The organism is Citrobacter sp. S55_ASV_140 (genome assembly GCF_018919505.1).
In the GTDB taxonomy this organism is placed as follows: domain Bacteria; phylum Pseudomonadota; class Gammaproteobacteria; order Enterobacterales; family Enterobacteriaceae; genus Citrobacter; species Citrobacter werkmanii.
The window spans coordinates 41383-56080 of the sequence record NZ_JAHLQZ010000003.1 but is presented as its reverse complement, the minus strand read 5'-3'; the positions used below and the strand labels follow the sequence as shown (position 1 = coordinate 56080).

The 14698-nt window shown below is 49.7% G+C and carries 15 protein-coding genes and 1 pseudogene; 4 read left to right on the top strand and 12 right to left on the bottom strand.

The window, feature by feature from the left end:
- Genes potC through potA form a run of 3 tightly spaced genes read right to left on the bottom strand, consistent with a single transcriptional unit; the run spans nt 1 to nt 2754 of the window.
- Nucleotides 1–780 (bottom strand): spermidine/putrescine ABC transporter permease PotC, encoded by a 780-nt coding sequence (potC, locus tag KQJ18_RS01250; RefSeq protein ID WP_006684943.1) that lies wholly within the window; start codon nt 778–780, stop codon nt 1–3.
- Nucleotides 777–1634, bottom strand: a complete 858-nt coding sequence (gene potB / locus KQJ18_RS01245; protein ID WP_038639863.1) for a spermidine/putrescine ABC transporter permease PotB — start codon at nt 1632–1634, stop codon at nt 777–779. The genes potC and potB overlap by 4 nt, the downstream gene beginning before the upstream one ends.
- Complete coding sequence (gene potA / locus KQJ18_RS01240; protein WP_216421257.1) at nt 1618–2754, bottom strand: spermidine/putrescine ABC transporter ATP-binding protein PotA; 1137 nt, start codon at nt 2752–2754, stop codon at nt 1618–1620. Before potA ends, potB begins: the two co-directional genes overlap by 17 nt.
- Before the next feature lie 250 nt (nt 2755–3004).
- Between potA and pepT the strand changes: the two genes are divergently transcribed.
- A complete protein-coding gene (gene pepT / locus KQJ18_RS01235) occupies nt 3005–4231 on the top strand; it encodes a peptidase T (protein ID WP_069323349.1) in 1227 nt (408 codons plus the stop codon).
- Nucleotides 4232–4327: 96 nt separating this feature from the next.
- Here the strand turns inward: pepT and roxA are convergent, their stop codons facing one another.
- The 8 genes and pseudogenes from roxA to KQJ18_RS24580 all read right to left on the bottom strand — a co-directional run.
- Nucleotides 4328–5449 carry a [50S ribosomal protein L16]-arginine 3-hydroxylase gene (gene roxA, locus KQJ18_RS01230; RefSeq protein WP_216421255.1) on the bottom strand — a complete coding sequence of 374 codons (1122 nt, stop codon included), beginning with the start codon at nt 5447–5449 and terminating at the stop codon, nt 4328–4330.
- Between the two features lie 91 nt (nt 5450–5540).
- Complete coding sequence (gene phoQ / locus KQJ18_RS01225; RefSeq protein ID WP_216421254.1) at nt 5541–7004, bottom strand: two-component system sensor histidine kinase PhoQ; 1464 nt, start codon at nt 7002–7004, stop codon at nt 5541–5543.
- Nucleotides 7004–7675, bottom strand: a complete 672-nt coding sequence (gene phoP, locus KQJ18_RS01220) for a two-component system response regulator PhoP (protein WP_216421269.1) — start codon at nt 7673–7675, stop codon at nt 7004–7006. Before phoP ends, phoQ begins: the two co-directional genes overlap by 1 nt.
- A gap of 73 nt (nt 7676–7748) precedes the next feature.
- Nucleotides 7749–9035 carry a site-specific integrase gene (locus tag KQJ18_RS01215; RefSeq protein ID WP_216421267.1) on the bottom strand — a complete coding sequence of 429 codons (1287 nt, stop codon included), beginning with the start codon at nt 9033–9035 and terminating at the stop codon, nt 7749–7751.
- Nucleotides 9035–9250 (bottom strand): excisionase family protein, encoded by a 216-nt coding sequence (xisR, locus tag KQJ18_RS01210; RefSeq protein ID WP_199952189.1) that lies wholly within the window; start codon nt 9248–9250, stop codon nt 9035–9037. The genes KQJ18_RS01215 and xisR overlap by 1 nt, the downstream gene beginning before the upstream one ends.
- A gap of 66 nt (nt 9251–9316) precedes the next feature.
- Nucleotides 9317–11788, bottom strand: a complete 2472-nt coding sequence (locus KQJ18_RS01205; protein WP_199952188.1) for an exonuclease — start codon at nt 11786–11788, stop codon at nt 9317–9319.
- A 141-nt stretch (nt 11789–11929) separates the two neighbouring features.
- The gene (locus KQJ18_RS01200) at nt 11930–12268 is read right to left on the bottom strand and encodes an Rrf2 family transcriptional regulator (RefSeq protein WP_199952187.1); all 339 of its coding nucleotides are present in this window, start codon (nt 12266–12268) and stop codon (nt 11930–11932) included.
- A gap of 45 nt (nt 12269–12313) precedes the next feature.
- Nucleotides 12314–12457: pseudogene (locus KQJ18_RS24580) on the bottom strand (hypothetical protein); the annotation flags it as partial.
- A gap of 84 nt (nt 12458–12541) precedes the next feature.
- On the opposite strand from KQJ18_RS24580, the gene KQJ18_RS01195 reads away from it, so the two are divergent.
- Nucleotides 12542–12856: a hypothetical protein gene (locus tag KQJ18_RS01195; RefSeq protein ID WP_199952186.1), complete on the top strand. Its 315-nt coding sequence runs from the start codon at nt 12542–12544 to the stop codon at nt 12854–12856.
- Between the two features lie 386 nt (nt 12857–13242).
- Here the strand turns inward: KQJ18_RS01195 and KQJ18_RS01190 are convergent, their stop codons facing one another.
- Nucleotides 13243–13632 (bottom strand): helix-turn-helix domain-containing protein, encoded by a 390-nt coding sequence (locus KQJ18_RS01190; RefSeq protein ID WP_032949520.1) that lies wholly within the window; start codon nt 13630–13632, stop codon nt 13243–13245.
- Between the two features lie 101 nt (nt 13633–13733).
- On the opposite strand from KQJ18_RS01190, the gene KQJ18_RS01185 reads away from it, so the two are divergent.
- Nucleotides 13734–13949, top strand: coding sequence for a YdaS family helix-turn-helix protein (locus KQJ18_RS01185; RefSeq protein ID WP_032949519.1), 216 nt, complete (start codon nt 13734–13736; stop codon nt 13947–13949).
- 2 nt (nt 13950–13951) lie between these two features.
- Nucleotides 13952–14506: a toxin YdaT family protein gene (locus KQJ18_RS01180; protein ID WP_048235612.1), complete on the top strand. Its 555-nt coding sequence runs from the start codon at nt 13952–13954 to the stop codon at nt 14504–14506.
- Nucleotides 14507–14698: the final 192 nt, after the last annotated feature.

Here is a 14698-nt window from a genome sequence, read left to right as displayed (position 1 = left end):
TTAGCGGCCCTTGGTTTTATCACGTGCAATAAGCTGGCTGGCGATCACCATAACCAGCGACAGAACCAACAAAATGGTCGCCAGCGCGTTCACCTCGGGTGATACGCCGACTTTTACCATTGAGTAGATTTTTAAGGGCAAAATTTCATAACCCGGTCCGGTGACGAAGGATGAAACAACGACGTCATCCATCGACAGCGTAAAGCTTAGCAACCAGCCTGCGGCCACCGCAGGCATTGCCAGCGGCAGAATGATCTTGCGCAGGATAGTCACTTCACTGGCGCCCAAATCTTTTGCCGCTTCCAGCATTCGCACATCAAAGCCTTTCAGGCGTGAATAGACCGTCACCACCACAAAAGGCAGACAGAAGGTAATATGCGAAAACAGCAGCGACCAGAAGCCGAGCTGAATGCCAATTAACATAAACAGAACCAGCAGCGAAATCGCCATTACGATATCGGGCGACATCATCACCACAAACAGCATGCCGCTGACAAAGGGTTTCCCGCGAAAACGGTAGCGATAAAGCGCGACCGCGGTGAGTGAACCGATCAGCGTGGCAAACGTTGCGGAGAGTACTGCCATCGTCAGGGAGTGTTGCGCCGCCTGCAGCAGGCTGTCGTTGTTCACCAGCAGACCGTACCACTTAGTAGTAAAACCTTGCCAGTTGATGCCAAAGCGCGAGCTGTTAAAGGAGTTCACAATCAAAATAATGATTGGAATATACAGATACGCGTAGATAGCGGTCATAAAACCGCCACGAAGCAGTCGACCGATCATTCGAGTTCTACCTTCTTGTTCAGCAAGCGCGAGGCGCGCCAGTAGACCAGCAGCATCAGCCCCATCACGATAGTCAGCGTTATGCTGGTAGCTGCGCCAAACGGCCAGTCGCGAATGTTCAGGAACTGCACTTTAATCACGTTACCAATCAACAGGTTTTTCGCCCCGCCCATTAAATCGGAAACGTAAAACAGCCCCATTGCCGGCAGCATAACCAGCAGACATCCGGCGATAATTCCCGGCATCGTCAGCGGAATAATGATGCGGGTAAAGGTCTGAAGTTTGCTGGCGCCTAAATCGCGTGCGGCTTCCAGCAGCGGTTTATCGAGCTTCTCAATGCTGGAGTAGAGCGGCATCACCATAAACGGTAGCAGGATGTACACCAGGCCGATAATCACCGCGCTGGGGGTAAACATGATGCGAATGGGGGTATCAATAATGCCGAGCCACAACAGAAACTCGTTGAGATAGCCTTTGGTACTGAGGAAAATTTTGAGTCCGTAGATGCGAATAAGCGAGTTGGTCCAGAACGGAACAATCAGCAGGAACAGCAGCAGCGGGCGCACTTTTTCCGGCAGCTTTACCAAAAACCAGGCAAACGGATAGCCGAGTACCAGACAGGCGAGCGTGGCAATCAACGCCATATTGAGGGAGTGAACCAGTACCTCAAAATAGAGCGGATCCAGCAGGCGAGTATAGTTTTCCAGCGTAAAGACCATTTTGACGAAATTAGCGTCGTCACGGGTCAAAAAGCTGGTGCCGATGATCATCAGGTTGGGCAGAAAGACAAATAACACAAGCCAACCGACAATGGTGACGATCACCACACTCTGGAATTTACTTGTGTTCTTCATCAGCCAGTACGACCTCCCAGCTTTCTACCCAGTTAATCGCCATTTTCTGGTCGAGCGAGTGGTCGAAGTCAGGATCGTCTTCATTGAAGAATTCACTGACCATCACCATCTTGCCATTTTCCAGTTCCACAACCGACTCCAGCGTCATGCCTTTGTAGTTGCGTTCACGCACGTAGCCGATAAGACCTTCAATATGATTATCGTCGTTGATCTCATCAACGCGCAGATCTTCAGGGCGCAATAATACGTGCAGTTTTTGCCCAGGCACCACCGCGAAGTTGACGTAAATGTTGCACTCGCGACCTTCCACATTAGCACGAACGCGCTGATCGTCCAGACGCTCAATGACCGTCGCGTTAAACATATTGATTTCGCCGATAAACCCGGCGACAAACAGATTTTTCGGCTCTTCGTAGATTTCGCGCGGCGTACCATCTTGCTCAATCTTGCCATCGCGCATTACCACAATACGGTCTGACATGGTCAGCGCTTCTTCCTGGTCGTGCGTGACAAAAACAAAAGTGATACCAAGCTTACGTTGCAGCGCTTTCAGTTCGTTCTGCATCTGTTTGCGCAGTTTGTAGTCCAGCGCAGAGAGGGATTCATCTAACAGGAGCAAACGAGGTTTGTTGACCACCGCACGGGCAATTGCCACGCGCTGTTGCTGTCCACCAGAAAGTTGATGCGGCTTTCGTTGGGCGAATTCTTCCAGTTGTACCATGCGCAGGGCTTCGGTAACACGAGGAGGGATATCAGCAGCGGGTGTTTTCTGCATGCGTAAACCGAAGGCCACATTTTCAAACACGGTCATGTGGGGAAATAACGCATAGCTTTGGAAGACGGTGTTCACGTAGCGATTTTCCGCCGGAACGTGAGTGATGTCCTGGTTGTCCAATATGATATGACCGGAATCAACCGTTTCCAGACCGGCAATCAGGCGAAGAACGGTTGTTTTACCGCAGCCAGAGGGGCCGAGCAGCGTGAGAAACTCGCCGTTTTTGATGGTCAAATCCAGGCTGGAAATCACCTCTTTGCCATCGAAATTTTTGCGAATTCCCGCTAATTGCACCAGTGGAGAAAGCGAACGCGGTTGTTTATTCAATTTTTTACTCTGTCCCATGTAAACGCAACGGATGGCTGACCGATGCGGGGTTTGTGGTTAACCACCTTGATGACTCTTAATGAGGGCCGTTATTCTACGGCAAACCATGGTAATCGCCAATCCTTGTTGCGAATTACTGACTTAGCCCTATAGTCAGAGGGGATGTCATGGCGAAATATTCTTACTTGCGGGGATAAAAGTGACCTGACGCAATATTTGTCTTTTGTTGCTTATTGATAATGTTGTCACAAAAAGTGAGGGTGACTGCATGGATAAACTACTTGAGCGTTTTTTACACTACGTGTCGCTGGACACCCAATCCAAATCGGGCGTGCGGCAAGTACCCAGCACCGAAGGACAGTGGAAGTTATTACAACTGCTCAAACAACAGCTCGAAGAGATGGGGCTGGTCAATATTTCACTCAGCGAAAAGGGGACGCTGATGGCAACGTTGCCTGCTAACGTTGCTGGCAATATTCCCGCTATCGGTTTTATTTCCCATGTGGATACCTCACCGGATTGCAGTGGTAAAAACGTTAATCCACAAATTGTTGAAAACTACCGCGGGGGCGATATCGCGTTAGGTATTGGCGATGAAGTTCTGTCGCCGGTGATGTTCCCGGTACTGCATCAGCTTTTGGGTCAGACGCTAATCACTACAGACGGCAAAACATTGCTGGGCGCCGATGATAAAGCGGGCATCGCAGAAATCATGACCGCGTTGGCTGTGCTGATCCAAAAAGAGATCCCGCATGGTGATATCCGCGTGGCCTTTACGCCGGACGAAGAGGTCGGTAAAGGGGCGAAGCATTTCGACGTTGCGGCATTCGATGCGCAGTGGGCCTATACCGTTGACGGTGGTGGCGTGGGGGAGCTGGAGTTTGAAAACTTCAACGCCGCGTCGGTTAATATCAAGATCGTGGGCAACAATGTGCATCCGGGCACCGCAAAAGGGGTGATGGTGAATGCGCTGTCGCTGGCTGCGCGTATTCACGCGGAGGTTCCGGCCGATGAAAGCCCGGAAACGACGGAAGGCTATGAAGGCTTTTATCACCTGGCGAGCATGAAAGGGACGGTTGATCGGGCGGATATGCACTACATCATCCGTGATTTTGACCGTAAGCAGTTTGAAGCGCGTAAACGCAAGATCATGGATATCGCCAAGAAGGTTGGCAAAGGGTTACACCCGGACTGCTACATCGAGCTGGTGATCGAAGACAGCTATTACAATATGCGCGAAAAAGTGATTGAGCATCCGCACGTGCTGGATATTGCCCAGAAGGCGATGCGCGATTGCGATATTGAACCTGTGCTGAAGCCTATTCGTGGCGGAACCGACGGCGCGCAGCTGTCGTTTATGGGGTTACCGTGTCCGAATCTGTTCACCGGCGGCTACAACTATCATGGCAAACATGAATTTGTGACTCTGGAAGGGATGGAAAAAGCGGTGCAGGTCATTGTACGTATTGCGGAGCTGGCGGCGAAACAAAAATAAATGTAGATGCCGGATGGCGCTGCGCTTATCCGGCCTACGGGATGAGATATTTGTAGGCCGGATAAGCGCAGCGCCATCCGGCGCAGTCACAATGATTTACCCTTCGAAGAACCAATACCCGCTGTTAACCAGTGCGGCCAGCATGGCAAGGAAGGATGGATCTTCCAGCGCATCCTCAAAATTCTCGGCCGTCAGTACGATATGACTGGCAAGGGCTTCAAGGGCAGGACGATGCGGCGAGTCAATTTTCTCACCATTGGCGTAGATATCGTCGCCGATGCGTAATACACGCAATCCACCCAGACGCACTAATACATCCCCTTGCTTCAGGGCATCGTAGATTTCGTCAGGCTGGTACGGTGGCTCTGGCGGGGCAATATCCAGTTCATGACGAGACTGAGAAATAAACTCACCAAACCATTGTTGGAAATGTTCAGGTTGATTAATCAGCCCCAGCATCATTTCGCGCAGCTTGTCCATCTCCTGCGGCAGAACGTCAGCCGGATGATCGCGTGGCGGCAGATCCGGATCGCTGTAATACGTGCTGCCCAGTTCACGCTGCAAAACGTAATCGGCAAATCCGCTAATCAGTTCGCGAGTGTTTGGCGCACGGAAACCCACCGAATAGTTCATGGCGTTTTCCAGCGCGTAGCCTTCGTGTGGGAACCCTGGCGGAATATACAGAATATCGCCGGGTTCCAGCTCTTCATCAATGATGGCTTCAAACGGGTCGACCTGCAGCAGATCCGGGTGAGGGCAGTGCTGCTTCAACTGTAGTTTTTCGCCCACACGCCAGCGACGACGCCCGGTACCCTGAATAATAAACACATCGTACTGATCCAGATGCGGGCCAACGCCGCCGCCGGGTACGGAGAAGGAGATCATCAGATCGTCAATACGCCAGTCCGGCAGCTCGCGAAACGGACGCATCAGCGCCGCGCTTGGCTCATGCCAGTGATTGACCGCCTGCACCAGTAGCGACCAGTTGTTTTCGCCAAGATGGTCATAGCTTTCGAACGGACCGTGGCTAACCTGCCATTTACCGTCCTGGTGGCTGACGAGTCGGCTGTCGACTTCGCTTTCCATTGCCAGTCCAGCCAGTTCGTCAGGAGAGAGTGGGTCAATAAAGTTGTTAAACCCGCGTTTTAAGACCACCGGGCGTTTTTGCCAGTGGCGTTCCAGAAAATCGGGCCAGTTAAGTGTGAGTTGGTATTCCATAATGAGCATCCGCAGGCTGGTATCTGCAACCGATTATAACGGATACTTAACCTCAAGCGTGAAGTCAGTACATATTTATTACATGCGACGATTACTCGTCTTTCTGCCCCGGCTGCTGGCGACCAAAAATAACTTCCATGCGCGCGCCGCCCAACAGGCTGTCACCTGCAATAATCTGCCCGTCATACTGTTCGGTGATTTCACGCGCTACCGCCAGCCCGACACCTTGTCCTGGTCGTAGCGTATCGACACGTTGTCCGCGGTCAAACACCACTTCGCGTTTGCTATGCGGAATGCCGGGGCCATCATCTTCAACCAGAATATGCAGTTGATCCTCTGATAGTCGCGCTGAAATCTCGACGAACTCCAGACAGTATTTACAGGCGTTATCCAGCACGTTTCCCATCACTTCGACAAAATCGTTCTGCTCGCCTACAAAGCTGATTTCAGGTGAGATGTCGAGATTAATGTTAACACCTTTACGCTGATACACCTTATTCAGCGCCGAAGTAAGTTTATCCAGCAACGGCGCGACCGGATGCAGTTCCCGGCTGAGAAGGGCGCTACTGCCACGCATGCTGGCGCGATGCAGGTAATAGCCAATCTGCTGGGAAATACGGCTGATTTGCTCGAGCATGATGGGCTCCGCGTCGCTTACGTTCATTTTTTCGTTACGCATCGAGCGCATCGTACTTTGCAATACGGCCAGCGGTGTCTTCAGGCTATGCGTGAGATCGGTTAACGTGGTGCGGTATTTGTCGTAGCGCTCACGTTCGCTTTTCAACAGCCGGTTGAGGTTGCGGACCAGACTGGTCAGTTCACGCGTGGTGGCTGGATTCAGCATCTCACGATGATGTTCTTCAAGCTCACGAACTTCACGCGCCAGCGATTCAATAGGCCGCAGGCTCCACCAGGCGGCCACCCATAACAGTGGGATGACTAACAACAGATTAGCGACCAGCACATAAATAAACCAGCTCCAGACCATATACGAGCGCTTTAACTCAATAGGAATGGTATCGACAACCACAATGGTCAGTTGGGGCATTCTGGCGGTGGCTGGGTAGACATTTACCGCTACCGAGTGGGTCATTTCAGCGTCGTCGTCGTCTTCTCTGACTTCTTTTAACTGCTGCTGTGCGGAGTGATCTTCACCCAGCAATGTGCTGGTGGCGTCGACATTGGCCTCAATTTCATGAAAACCATTCGTCTTCAGCCAGTCAGGTTGAATACTCTGGGTCAGCCACGGGACGTTGCGCTGTGCCCACAGCAACTTGCCGTTTTCATCATAAATCAGCGACATTGTGGGGCTTTGCATGTCGAGATTTTCGGGCAACTCGACATTAATTTTACCGTTATCCCATTTCGCCAGGGTATAGAACAGATTGCTCTCGCCGCGCAACAGGCGAAACGTGGTTTTATCAAAGCTGACGCTATAACCCACCAGGGCAACGATGCCGTAGGCCAGTGAGAGCACCAACACCACGCCAGCGGTTGCCAGTAAAAAACGTAGCCGTAGCGATAACGGGAAAAAATGACGCAATAGTTTATTCATTAGCGCAATTCAAAAAGATATCCCTGGCCACGCACGGTGGTGATGACGTCGTCAGGATATTGCGCCTGTATTTTTTTGCGCAGACGTCCCATCAGAACATCAATAGTATGACTTTCACGCAGCTCGGCATCCGGATAAAGCTGCAGCATGAGCAAATCTTTACTGACCACTTTGCCGTTATTGCGGATGAGTGTTTCCATTATGGTGTATTCGAACGCCGTGAGCTTGATAACCTCATCATTGACGGATAACTCGCGGCGAGAGAGGTCCACCTGAAAAGGAGGAAGGGAGATAATCTGCGATGCCAGACCGCTGTTGCGACGCATCAACGCCTGCATGCGCGCAGCCACTTCTTCAATGTGAAACGGTTTTGTGACGTAATCGTCGGCGCCGGCGCTGAGCACTTCCACCTTGTCCTGCCAGCCTTCACGGGCGGTTAATACCAGAATCGGGAGCGAAACATCGTTGCTGCGCCAACGGCGGATCAACGACAAACCATCCTCATCAGGGAGTCCTAAATCAACGATCGCGATATCCGGCAGATGTTCATTAAGGTAATAGTCTGCTTCCTTAGCGTCCTCTGCATCATCCACCTGATGCCCTAAATCCTGTAACTGAACCTTGAGGTGGTGGCGTAATAAAGCATTATCCTCGACAACCAGTACGCGCATCATCGTTACTCCCTATATGAACGGTATGAATAGTTTAACGCTGATTATGTTGATTGAAAGCAGCGCTATGAAATTAAATAACTTTTCTCATGCTCCCCTGCCCGTGGGGGCGTCCTGGGGGCAATGCCGTTGGCATCTGATTGTTCAGCATGTTGACCTGATCCTGGTTCATGTCGCCAATCCACTTGGAGTAAACCTCGTACACCATTCGCGCATCTTCATGTCCCATCTGACTCGCTATGAATGACGGATTCGCTCCGGCCATCAACGTCCAGCATGCGTAGGTATGCCGTGACTGATAAGGATTCCTTTCGCGGATATTGGCAAGTTTAGTGCCTCGCTTCCAGCCATAGGCAATCGAGTTCTTGGAGAAGTAACTGCCTTTTTTTGACGAATATGCTGTCGGTGAAAAAACGAAGCGAAGAGATTGCTGCTCAGTTTTTCCGATCTCCCGATGGTGAAATCGAATTTCTTGCTTCGGATTAGCGCCGGTGACTTCGTATTGTTCCTTCAGTGCATCCAGAGCAGGTTTAAGCAACGTTATCGTCCTTATTCCGGCATCTGTCTTAGGGGGTACAAATACTCGCTTATTCGTCAAACTTCTGGATACGTGGATTTCACCTTTTACCAAATCAATGTCTTCCCATGCCAGGGCGCATATCTCGCCCGGCCTCATCCCCGTATGTACGGCAACAATAATGATTAATGCCTGGCTACGGGGAAGGGCGGCTATCAGAGCCTGGTACTCATGAAGTAAAAGTGGGTCGGGATCATTTTTAGATAACTTGAGTCGCGACACTCCTTCATAAGGAGCATGCAATATAAACTGGCTTCGGTTTGCGAGCTTAAGCATTTCTGATAAAACTGCCATCTGTTTATTGACTGTTGAGGGCGCGCGGCCCTGCCTGGTCAGATTCGGCATTGCCGGGTTAATAATTGTCCCGGTCAATAACTCCTTTCGGTAATGCAAAATATCGGCATACTCAATATCTACCAGACGGGTATTTTCTCCGACTACACGCAGTAACGTATTTACGACCGAAGTAAGCGATAGCAGTGTTGCACCAGATACCTCTAAGGCTTTGGTGTCTGTAAAAAAATCACTTAGTTCTTTAAACGTGGTAATTTTTTTGGTTGTGATGAACTTCTTAAGCGCTTTGGATTCCGGGAAACGTTCCGCATAGTCGAACTTACCGAGCTGTATTTCACTTGTTATGAGCGCACGAAGATTTCCAGCTTTTTTGATGTTGCTGCTGTTCACCGTCCAGCCGCGAAGGACTTCGCGGCAACGTTTGCCGCGATAGGTAAATGTGATCCGTATTTTTCCATTATGCAGCTCAACGCCGGTTGGAAAGTCCATCATGCATCCTGTACTAATTGGTTAATCTTTGGATAGTTGTACCAAAGCAGACCTTTCGAATTGTCAGTATCCCCGAGAGCTGTCAGATGTTTGAAATGCACGCCTTCGATCCACAAATTCAACCGATAACTTTTAATTTGTCTTTCCGACAAGCCGGTCTTTTCTGTTAGTCGCGCTTCAACCATCCACTCTTCGCTGAAAATGAGTTGCGACATACATAACTCCGATGCCGCCAGCCACAACAGTACATGCTGCAGCTGGCTGTAAGTGAAAACCTAAAATCAGTTTTTTGTCAGGCGCTGCCAGATTGCAGATGCGTATTTGACCTGATGCCGGGCGTCAGAAAGCGCATTGTGCATGTCGCCTTCAAACGGGATGTCGAAGCGCGGGTTGATACCGACAGATTTACCCAGTTCAACCATGGTCCTTACGTCCCTGTCATTCCAGAACGGAACAGCGAAGGGAGTTTCTGTTAATGCATATGCGCGGCGGAGAATGACGTTATCAAACGAGCAACCATTACCCCACAGCTGAACAGTGTGACTACCGTTAGCAGCATTTTCAGCAATAAAGTCAGCCAGTAGTTCAAGGGTTTCACGCAGCCCCATGGCCTCATCAACCAGAATTGCAGAGCGGGCTTCAGATGATTGTTTCAACCACCACTGAATTGTTGACGCATCCGGTTTCATGCCAAACGACATCGATGATTCAAGACTGACAACCTGGTAAAATTCGGCACCAGTGTTACCAGTTGAAGGATCAAAATATACGGCGCCGATAGAGACTATTGGTGCATCAGGACCGCTGCCCATAGTTTCCAAATCAACCATCAGGTGAGTATAAAAAGCGTTCAGGTGATCCGTATCTATATGGTGAACGGGTTCATTATTCAGGGAAGCTGGAGGCTCACCAGTTGCTTCAGTGCTTTCAACTGGCAAAGCTGCTGCTTCACCCTGAGGCACATCAGGATTGGCTTTGATTTCGCTGTTGTCAGTTTTTTCCATCTGCACAGTGCTGGTGGTTTCCTCGGTATTGGCTTGATGTAATTTTTCTTCGACGGCGCGCTGGCGTACCTGGTCTACGACAGAAAGCGCTGGCGCCGGCTGGTTACCCATCAGGCCATCAATGGAGAAAACACCGTTGCCCATGTTGGCGATTTCTGGTTGTTCGGCTGTTGCCTTCTGTTCAGCTGTGGACCTCTCTTTAATCTCGTTTTCCCAGCTTTTTTCTGGTACGTGACCGGCTGCCGCCAGGGTTTCTTCAGTTGGGTGCTGGTGGTCGGTTTCAGTCAGGTTTTTGTTGATGTAACGGCTCAGCAGTTCCGGGAAATGGTGAGTGTTTTCTTCTGCACTACGAATAAGCGCGAAAATAGCGGCGCGGGAATAATCCAGAATGCCAGCGCGTTTGCGCAGGACGGCGGACCACTCTTTGAACGGGCTTTCGTTTTTAGCAATGATCTCTTTTGCACGACGGAAAACGCCACCTGGGATATCGTAGATGTTGAAATCCATTGGAAGTGTGGCCAGCGCAATATCAATGTCCAGAGTGTCCAGCGTGTGGACAAGTTCCGGGTTGCGATCGGTCCCATTGCCGCCGCCAGCGTTGGTTCCGGAGTCAGTGCGCTGAATCTGCGACACGCGATTGCCCTTACACCACTCTTTAACCAGCAGCCCACGGTCAATGTGTTCAGTGTTGAACCAGGCCTTAAAGAACTGAATAACGGTGACCAGATCAACTCGTTTTCCATCAACCGGAAAAACGGTTTTCAGCGCGCTGACGATCTTCCAGATATCGATCTCTGGCGCTTTCCTGAATGGTTCTACATTCTCGGCGGCAAGCAGCAGGTTCTGCACATAGCTGTTATCTACATCCAGCTCGAGTTCCTGAATGGTTTTCTTCTGCTCAGTATCAATATGGTAAGCATATTCTTCAGAAATAAACTGAGCTAAGAGGCGCTGGCGTAGCGGCAGAGTCGCAACGGTAATAAGCTCTGGCGTTACAGGTGGAGTGGCATGTTCATCACCCGCAACTCGTGCTTTCTTATCATTAATCCACTCCTGAACGGTAAGAGCCCGCTTTTCTGGTTCTTCAATCCATTCGGAAATAAATTGCTCAAATGAAGCAACGGTATAGACCTGCTCACGGTCAAAGACTTCTTTTATTGCATTTGCCAGCTTCCACTCAACATGAGCAGAAAGCTCTTTCACCGACGGCACATTCGCAACGGCCAGTAACAGGTTTTGTACATAGAGATCATTTTCGTCCAGTACCATTTGCCCGATTTGGATGTGCTGCGCTTCACTGATTTCCTTCTCTTCAGTGTCATTGACCAGGTGCGCAATCAGACGCTGAGACAGGCGCAGGCGAGATATGGGGCGGAGCAATGCTGGCGCATCGCTGTTGGGTACATTGGCACTGGTAGTTTCAGGTTTTTGCTGGCAGGAAGCCTCCTGATTCTCATTATCAGGGTTCTGTTTCAGTTGCCACGTTTGCTGATCTTCTGCCAGTTCGTAACGATCGCACCATGTGTCATCAAGTGTGCTTTCCTCAGGAAGATCGTCAACAACAAACCAGTTGGTGCGGACAGGTAATTGATAGTCGGCGCCACGACCGACGGCAATATCGTTGTCTTCGAGAATATTAAGGATTTCGCGTTCTGCACGGGAATCTGATTTCGCAGAGAACCAGCAAAACAGGTTTTTTGCCTCAGTCGCTTTCGCTTTGGCTTTAATAAGATACGCATACGTTAACATTGCGTTCGGGCTCCATAGGATTGTAAGATACCCGGCAGCTGATGATCGCCGCCTAAGGTAGTGGTTATTGGTCAAAACTCGTTCCGGAAAGCTTTGGTCGGCTGACCGGGTACTTAACCCGCCTTGCGCGGGTTTTGTGCTTTATGGGGTAGGTGATTTTCCCTGCGTCAGCTGTGCGACGGGGACCCACTCCAGAGCATTCAGCACGGGCTCAAATGAATCAGGCGTGTGAGTAACGGCGCGAACGACGTCAGCCACGCTGGGATTTGCTTTGCGAAGGTGGTATCCGCCACCAGCGCCACGCTGGCTGGTGACAATTTCACTGGTACGCAGCTTCGAGAAGATTTGTTCCAGGTAAGACATAGACAGCTTTGATTCCTTGCTGATTGATGCGATGGAAACCGGGCTGCCGTTGTAAATTCTGTTGAGGATGGCAACGACCTGAACTGAAGCCACCACACGTTTTATTCCAAACTCCATAGTCACTTCCTTACTGATGCTGGCAACAGCCATTGGTCAAACTCGTTATGAACGAACTGCAGTCTGTTGGTCGGCAGACGGGTCGCCCTTCTGGGCAAGCGTGTAGCAAATCAGTCGAATGATTACTTCAATGCGATTTAGATGTACGGCCTGACACCGCACTGGTTTACGCGCAAAATCAATCATTTTGGTTTCCTTGTTTTACCGGTCATTTCTCCATTTCAGGCTCGGTGGTAAGCTGGTATTTCCCATCTAGCCAGCAAGGACATAAAAATGACCGCTCGACCAATAAGTGTTTTTTGGTTCAAGAACCGCGCACAGTATGATTCCTGTAAAGAAGTTCTGACCGATTCGTGGGTATTACCTGATGACTATCGGGACTGGCTCATCCGTTTCAATCAAATGATTGAGCGTTACGAACGTAACGGTATCCAAGTTATTAAAATAGAGATAGAGCCCAACGAGTTCTCCGTTTGGTGCCTCTCCAATGGCTGTGAAATAAGCACCAAGAGCTGCAACGATTTCGCTGTTTTCCATGGCAGTAGCTATGCGATCCGCGACAGAGAACTTGATAGGGGATATGACTAAGCAAACCTTGCCTCCAACTTTAGTTATTTCGATCCTCATAATGTTTCCCTCAACATTCTGTCCCTGTGTCCAGTAACAGTGATACAGGGTGGTTCTTCATTTAGCCTTATCGCTGGCAAGCGGAACGGTACTGACTGCTGCGCATTAATGTTCGCCATCTCATCCGGTGATTCGTATGCCGCCGGCAGCTACTTCGTGGGCGTCCTGCCTCGATGACGTTTTCGATAGAATGATTAAATCATTGGTTTAATGTTTGTGTCAACCATCAATTGATATAGAGGCAAACATTTGCTTTATCAGTCGTGAAAAACTAAGGGGAGGGAGGTTCTGACAAAAGGGCGAAAAAAAACCGGCAGACGCCGGTTTCAATGGATGGGAATAAACTCTTAGTTCACATCGTTAGCCTTAAAACGACCACGAAGATATTTCTCAACGTAATCATCAATTTCCTTTAACCGCAGTGCAAAGGTATCGATCATTCGCTCTTGCTCTGCCTCTGGTAGCTGCCTAAACAAGTTAAGCATTTTGCTCTCGTTAGGCTTGAGACCTGAATCTTCTGATACTTTCTCACCTAACAACCAAGTAACGGACACGTTGGCGGCTTCCGCAATTGCTATGGCGGACTTCTTACTGATAACTCCCTTCTTAAACCACCCATTCACAGCTTGAGGCGTAACTCCTGCAATGCGAGCCATATCAGCTTTGCTGATCCCTCTTTGAGTAATTTCTTCTAAGCGGGCTACCAGTTGGTTATTGAGATCGTCAGTGTTTTTCATACACCCATTGTAAATGTTTGGTTTATAGTCACAATAAATTTAAAGTTTGCAATTGATGTAAACCTATGGTTTATTACTCCCAATTTAAAAAGGAGATAGTTATGACAGCCATTGATAACGCAATTCGACTAGCTGGCTCGGCCAATAAATTAGCTTGCACGATTGGTGTAAGCGGAATGGCAGTAAGTCAGTGGAAAGCAAAAGGTACTGTTCCTTCGTCACGGGTACTTCAAGTCTTTAGCGCTACAGGGGTTACCCCCCACGAACTTAGACCCGACTTATACCCAAATCCAACGGATGGATTACCTAAGGAGTGACCATGCAAACCATCTCTTTTAAAAACCATACCCCGACGATGGTGAGAACTCAGAAAACAAAAAATCAGTTTTCTGTTTGTCGCCGGGATTGGATGAAGTGCAAAAAAATCTGGGTTGCCGTTCGTGAATGGGAATCGACATTACCAGGACAGGCACAGGAACGGATCGCTCAGCTGGTGGCTGAAGAGTGGGCCAAAGTAGATGGCCGTGGAATTGCTGTTAATAAACAGAATTTATTCCGATATCTGAAAAACGAGGGCGGTTCGGAAAAGTACACGGCTTACGTTATGCAACTGTCAGGTTCAATTATTGCTGCTATGCCAGTTCAGATTGCCAGAAAGCACGGATTAAGTAATGCGAGCACAGAAGCAGAGCTGGTGGCGAACGCTATCAAAGAGTGCAGTGAGGCACACCATGCGAAATTAATTGGCGCGCCATTACAAAAGCTCGAGAAGGAGATTCGTGAGGCGGCAATCGCATTGTTCAACATGTTACCTGCTGACGCGGCGGGACCACTACTGGCGAGTATAAGCGCCGTAGCGCCGCAATTGTTTTAATCGAGTTTTGACCAATGACCATTATTACTGCAACTCGCGGGGTGAAGTATGCCTAATCCTTTGGCTAAGGCCATGCCTAAGAGTAAGGCTAGTAACGAGCCTTACCGTAAGGTGAAGATCACCATGTGGGATGATCCTAAGTTTCGAGCCTTATCACCACTCCCGCCAAGTGGGCAGAGTCTGTTTATTTAC

What these genes read in the sequence shown, in the direction of transcription:
- potC (WP_006684943.1), bottom strand. Translation starts at nt 780, where the DNA reads ATGATCGGTCGACTGCTTCGTGGCGGTTTTATGACCGCTATCTACGCG.
- potB (WP_038639863.1), bottom strand. Translation starts at nt 1,634, where the DNA reads ATGAAGAACACAAGTAAATTCCAGAGTGTGGTGATCGTCACCATTGTC.
- potA (WP_216421257.1), bottom strand. Translation starts at nt 2,754, where the DNA reads ATGGGACAGAGTAAAAAATTGAATAAACAACCGCGTTCGCTTTCTCCA.
- pepT (WP_069323349.1), top strand. Translation starts at nt 3,005, where the DNA reads ATGGATAAACTACTTGAGCGTTTTTTACACTACGTGTCGCTGGACACC.
- roxA (WP_216421255.1), bottom strand. Translation starts at nt 5,449, where the DNA reads ATGGAATACCAACTCACACTTAACTGGCCCGATTTTCTGGAACGCCAC.
- phoQ (WP_216421254.1), bottom strand. Translation starts at nt 7,004, where the DNA reads ATGAATAAACTATTGCGTCATTTTTTCCCGTTATCGCTACGGCTACGT.
- phoP (WP_216421269.1), bottom strand. Translation starts at nt 7,675, where the DNA reads ATGCGCGTACTGGTTGTCGAGGATAATGCTTTATTACGCCACCACCTC.
- KQJ18_RS01215 (WP_216421267.1), bottom strand. Translation starts at nt 9,035, where the DNA reads ATGGACTTTCCAACCGGCGTTGAGCTGCATAATGGAAAAATACGGATC.
- xisR (WP_199952189.1), bottom strand. Translation starts at nt 9,250, where the DNA reads ATGTCGCAACTCATTTTCAGCGAAGAGTGGATGGTTGAAGCGCGACTA.
- KQJ18_RS01205 (WP_199952188.1), bottom strand. Translation starts at nt 11,788, where the DNA reads ATGTTAACGTATGCGTATCTTATTAAAGCCAAAGCGAAAGCGACTGAG.
- KQJ18_RS01200 (WP_199952187.1), bottom strand. Translation starts at nt 12,268, where the DNA reads ATGGAGTTTGGAATAAAACGTGTGGTGGCTTCAGTTCAGGTCGTTGCC.
- KQJ18_RS01195 (WP_199952186.1), top strand. Translation starts at nt 12,542, where the DNA reads ATGACCGCTCGACCAATAAGTGTTTTTTGGTTCAAGAACCGCGCACAG.
- KQJ18_RS01190 (WP_032949520.1), bottom strand. Translation starts at nt 13,632, where the DNA reads ATGAAAAACACTGACGATCTCAATAACCAACTGGTAGCCCGCTTAGAA.
- KQJ18_RS01185 (WP_032949519.1), top strand. Translation starts at nt 13,734, where the DNA reads ATGACAGCCATTGATAACGCAATTCGACTAGCTGGCTCGGCCAATAAA.
- KQJ18_RS01180 (WP_048235612.1), top strand. Translation starts at nt 13,952, where the DNA reads ATGCAAACCATCTCTTTTAAAAACCATACCCCGACGATGGTGAGAACT.